The 5,165-nt window shown below is 71.6% G+C and carries 4 protein-coding genes; all 4 read left to right on the top strand.

The genetic code is table 11. The features are described from left to right. Positions 1 to 1,649: HEAT repeat domain-containing protein (locus VF794_RS39215; RefSeq protein WP_331118744.1), on the top strand; the 1,649-nt coding region annotated here is incomplete at its 5' end. Beyond that, positions 1,646 to 3,487: an SWIM zinc finger family protein gene (locus VF794_RS39220; protein WP_331118746.1), complete on the top strand. Its 1,842-nt coding sequence runs from the start codon at positions 1,646 to 1,648 to the stop codon at positions 3,485 to 3,487. The genes VF794_RS39215 and VF794_RS39220, both read left to right, overlap by 4 nt. A 21-nt stretch (positions 3,488 to 3,508) precedes the next feature. Then, on the top strand, positions 3,509 to 4,897 hold the full coding sequence (locus tag VF794_RS39225; RefSeq protein ID WP_331118748.1) for a Tox-REase-5 domain-containing protein: 1,389 nt from the start codon (positions 3,509 to 3,511) through the stop codon (positions 4,895 to 4,897). Beyond that, positions 4,894 to 5,165: Imm52 family immunity protein (locus tag VF794_RS39230; RefSeq protein ID WP_331118750.1), on the top strand; the 272-nt coding region annotated here is incomplete at its 3' end. The genes VF794_RS39225 and VF794_RS39230, both read left to right, overlap by 4 nt.

The following is a 5,165-nucleotide window of genomic DNA, read 5'->3' on the forward strand; positions in this document are numbered from 1 at the left end:
TGGCCCGCTACGCCTCGCGCGTCATGCACAAGGGCGCGAAGGTGGAGCCGCTGGAGGAGGTGCTGCGCGGCGGCGCCCGCGAGCTGATGCTGCCCGCCGCCGAGGGCGTGGCCACTCGCGGCCTCACCAGCGCCCTGCGCCCGCTGCTGCTGTACGTGCGCGCGGGCGAGGAGGGGGACCGCGAGCGGGCGCTGCTCGCCCTGGGCACGCTGGGGGATGCGCGCGCCCTGTCCGAGTTGGAGCAGGTGGCCGCCGGGGGCACGCCCGAGGCCCCGGTGGAGCCGAGCATGGTGGCCGCCGCCCTCGAGGGCCTCGGCCGGCTCGCCGCGAAGCTGCCCGAGGGCGAGGATCGCCGCCGCGCCGAGGACAAGGTGGAGCTCGCCGCGATGGAGGGCAAGGAGGACGCGCTCCAGCAGGCCGGTATCCGGGGCCTGCGCTACCTCGGTGGCGAGCGGGCGCGCTCGCGGCTGGAGACGCTGCTGCGCGACGACGGCGGCACCGGCAACGCGGTGCGCATCACCGCGGCCCAGGAGCTGGGCAAGCTCGGAGACGTCGCCGCCGAGGGCTCGCTGGCACTCGTGTTGGACGACCATGACGACGAGCTGCGCACCGAGGCGCGCAAGGCGCTGGATGCGCTCTTCCCCAAGGAGCGCGTCCGGGTGGAGCTGCTCGCGGTGAGCAGCGAGCACGAGGACATCTCCGAGCCCGCCGCCAGCTACCTCGCCACCGAGGCGGACCCGATGCAGCTCCTGCCCCGGCTGGCCACGCTGGAGAGCGAGGAACTCCGGCAGCGGCTGCGTCGGGGGCTGGTGCGGCGCGCGGCACTGCCCGCCGGAGCGCTGGCCATGCTGCTCGGCCACGAGAAGCCCTCCGCCCGCGAGGAGGCGGCATGGCTGGTGGCCGCGCGCACGGGTGAGCAGGACAAGGCCCGCGCCTGGTCCGAAGACGACCGCACCACGCTGGGCCGTGCCCTCCTCAACGCCGAGCGCCGCACCGCCTCCGAGTGGGCCTCCACGCCCGGACCCAAGCGGGGCCCCTTGGCCAACGCGTGGGAGCGGCTGCTGTGGGCGGGCTCTCGCCTGGGCGTAGCGGAGCTGACGAAGCCCGCGAAGGACTGCCTCCAGGGCGGAGGGGCCAAGGCTCCAGCCGGGGTGCGCCTCGAAGCGGCGCGCGCGCTGGACAGGCTGAACGCCGCCCCCGAGGCCCTGCGTCCCGCATTGGCCGACCCGGACGCCGGTGTGCGAGAGGCCGCCGCCACCGCGCTGGCCCGGCTCGCCCCCGAGCGTGCCGCCGAGTGGGCCCTGGCGGTGCAGCCGTTCGACCCGGTGGCCACCGGCCCCACGGGCGCGACGGTGCGCACGCCCAAGCAGCTCGCCACCTCCGAGGCGCGCCGCCTCGCCCTGCCCACGCTGCTGGCCGACAAGGAGCTGGAGCCGCTGCGCCCGCTCGCCACGCACAAGGACGAGGCCGTGCGCCAGGATGCGTGGTCCGCGATGGGCCGGCTCGGTGGCGACGCGGCCGCCGAGGTGCTGCGTGCCCAGGCCTTCGACAAGACCCAGTCCGTGGAGCTGCGGAAGGCCGCCTACCGCGCCCACAAACGTGCACTCCGCGCCGCCCAGCGTGCGCGGAAGGAAGGGAGCCCGAAGTGAGCACCGCCACCCACCATGCCGTCGAGCTGCGCTACGCCACCACGAGTGACGTGGACGCCGGCGCCAACGCCTCGCGCGTCCTGCTGGCCCTGGAGGGCTCTCGGGGCACCGTGGGCGTGCGCGGCCGGGTGCGCGAGCCCGCCCTCTTCCGCGACTCGCTCGCCGCCATGCTCGGCATCCTCGCCTCGGACTTGCGCTACCGGGGCAAGGACCGCACCGCCTACCTCGCCTACCTGATGAAGCAGGGCAAGCGCGCCACCGCGCAAATCTGGGAGGCGCAGAAGGCCTTCCTGGACCAGTCCCTGGAGGGCGAGCAGAAGGCGGACGCGGTGTTGGACCCGCTCCTCACCGTGGACCCGGATCAGGTGTCACTGGAGGTTTTCTCCCGTGACGAGAGCGCCTATGCGCGCCTGTCCTTCGACAACTCGCTCTTCGAGGGCCGCGAGGTCGCGCACGGCTCCACCTTCCTGGACGTGCCGGCGGACCTGCTGGCCAAGGTGGACCGGCTGCGCACCTACGTGCCGGTGGCCCTGGAGGCCCACGTGGCCCTGCCCGTGCGCGGCCCCGAGGCCCGGCCCGCTCGCAACGTGGAGGTGCCCCACGCCTGGCTGCGCGGCTTCCTCCAGGTGCAGTCCGCCGCCACCCTGCCCGCGAGCACCTGCTCCCTGGCGTCGATCGACCTCTACAACCTGCTCTTCGCGCTGCGCACCCGGAAGGCGAAGAAGGCCCCGCGCGCCCTGCGCTTCGAGCTCGTCCCCGGCATGCAGCCCCGGCTCGTGGTGGAGCCCTGGGAGCTGGTCATCGAGTGCCACGGCCCGAAGTACCAGGGCAGCGCGCCCGCGGTGGTGCGTACCTTTGGACGGCAGCGGCTCGCGGCGCTCGCCCGGCTCCTGCCCCATGCCCAGGGCGTGCGCGTACAGATGCTCGGGCCGGGCCTGCCGGTCTTCTGGGTCATCGACCTGGGCCCCGCCACGCTGACGCTGGCCCTCACGGGGTGGACGGAGAGCGGCTGGTCCAGCGCGGCGGCCTTCGATGCCCTCATGCCCCGCGCGGTGCCGGACGGGCTCGCGGAGAAGCTGCGCACCCGGCTGCGCAAGGAGGGCCCGCTCTCCTTCGAGGCACTCGCCTCGGGTACGGACGCGCCCAAGGACGCGGTGCGCGGGGCACTCCAGCTCGAGTGCCTGCGCGGACGCGTGCTGTACGACATCGCCAAGGGGACGTACCGGCCGCGCGAGCTGCTCTCCACGCCAGTGGACGAGGCCGTCATCCGCTATGGCAACGAGCGCGAGGAGCGGGCACACCGGCTGCTGGGCGACGGTGGCGCGGGGGCCGGAGAGGTGAAGCTCACCAAGGTGCACGAGGTGGTGGGCGTGGGCACGCGACTCAACGGCGAGGTGGTGGACCGCGAGGCGGTGCGCAGCTTCTTCCCCAGCTTCATGTTGGACCTGGAGGGCCGGGTGCGCGAGGCGAGCTGCGGCTGCTCGCACTACCGGCGCTCGGGTCTGCGCGAGGGCCCGTGCGAGCACATGATTGCACTGCGGCTCGCGTACGCGCGGCAGCGCACGCAGGAGGAGGCGCTGCGGCAGACGCCGAAGGGCCGGGCGCTCATCCGCGCCGAGACGCGCTCGTACGTGCGGCGCGACGACTCCGGGCAGGAGCAGGTGTATCGGGTGTCCCTGGACGGCAAGCTGGTGTCCGTCGAGTGGGGCCCACGTCTGGGCGAGCAGCGCCACCAGCGCCTGTGGTTCGACTCGGACTCGGAGGCCCGCACCACCTACTTCGCGCGCCTGGAGTCACTCGCCGCCGAGGGCTTCATCGACTCGGTGGGCATGGTGTAGAGCCGCACGGGACAGTGCGCCATGAGGTTCTCGAGCCCCACAGCACTGCTGGTGGCCGTGCTGCTGGCCTCCAGCGCCCTTGCCTCCGAGGCTGACGACTTCCAGGAGTTGCTCCGGCACACGGGCCTCCCGGAAGCCGTCCACCTGACTCCGGGCCAGACGCTCACCTCGGACAAGGCCCAGACTCTCTGGCGGGGCCTGCTGGAGAGCCCCGCCACACTGCGCACCTTCGCTCCTCGTACCGTGCTGGCCCGACTGGTGCGCGAGGCCCTCACCACCGGACAGCCCCTCCCCTACGCCGAGCTGCTCGTCCGCACCGGGCGATTCCACCGACTCGTCGTCGTGCGGCCGGATGGCTATTGCGCCGGGGCCCTCACCGGCAAGCCCCTGGCCCGCCTCGGTCCCCCGACGCTCTACCAGGGCGAGTTGTACGTGCAGGGCATGCACGTGGGTGCCTTCCACTTCGACGATGGTGGCGTCTTCTACGCCGTGGACGAAGCCCTGCGGCAGCAAGGCCCCCCAGTGGGCGAACGGCCCCTGGGACGCGATCCGGCTACCGCCGCGCTGCTGGGAGCCGAGGATGCACTGAAGGAGATGCTTCGGGGCCTGGCAACCCTCATCACCCAACCGGTGCGCGCGCTCGAAGGTCTGGCCCAACTGCCCTCGGCTGTAGCTGGCCTCATCGCCACCTCTCCCGAGTACTTCGCCCGTTACGGGGCGATGAACCTGGAGGACCAGATACGGGAGACAGCACGACTGAGCATGCACGTGCTGACCCTCCAGGGTGGTGCGGCCGCGGCGGGACCGCGCATGGCCTCGGCCTCGCGGCTACCGGTGCTCGCCGTGTCGCCCTCGGGAGCGCTGGTGGTGCGTGAGCTGGCGGTGCCAGCCGGAGCCATGACCGCGGTGGTCGGAGCCGGTGCCGCGTCGGCCTCCATCGTCCTCATGGCGCAGGGCAATAGCCCGTCTGGAGGCAGCAATACCTGGCCTCCGGCTCCATCAGGTCCAGGCCAATGGACGAAGAAGGTGGAGCGCATGACCGAGGAGGCCCAGCGTTATCAGGCCCAGCTGACGGGCGCTCCGGAAGGGTGGGTCTACCGCGTCCGTACGGGCCCAGGCTCCAAGGACTACGTGGACTTTGACGGCTTCAAGAACGGTGTTCTTCTAGAACTCAAGGGGCCGGGCTACCGGAAGTTGCTCCAGAAGATGCAGGGCAAGCCATGGTTCGAAGGCATCGAGGAGATGCTCGATCAGGCCCAAAGGCAGTTCGCAGCAGCCAAGGGAGTTCCCATCGAGTGGCATTTCGCCGAGCGCGAGGTCGCCGACCTCATGCGCGAGCTGTTCAAGGGCGAGCGCTTTCGTGAAATCAAGGTCATCCCTACCCCACTGCGCAAGAAGGTCGCGGAATGAAAATAACCTATTATGTTGGAGCGTATTGGGTGGGACGGCGAGAGTCGGCTGAGTCGTGTGCTCGACGAGCCGAGACCTTCTTCCGCCACCTGGCCGCATGCGACCCAAGCCTGGCCCACTGGTTCAAAAAGGGCCGGACCCTCAAACAGGCGCTGAAGCACCGTTTTGAATCCGACGCGGCGGGTCTCACGAAAGCCTTCCACCAGCAAGCGCAAAAGGAAGGACGCTTCGCTGACGAAGGCTTTTCGCTGAGGGGGTGGAATGGGCA

Source organism: Archangium sp., assembly GCF_036389735.1.
Classification (GTDB): Bacteria; Myxococcota; Myxococcia; order Myxococcales; family Myxococcaceae; genus Archangium.

Excerpts from the sequence above, each read along its gene's own strand:
- VF794_RS39225 (WP_331118748.1), top strand. The coding sequence starts at position 3,509 with ATGAGGTTCTCGAGCCCCACAGCACTGCTGGTGGCCGTGCTGCTGGCC.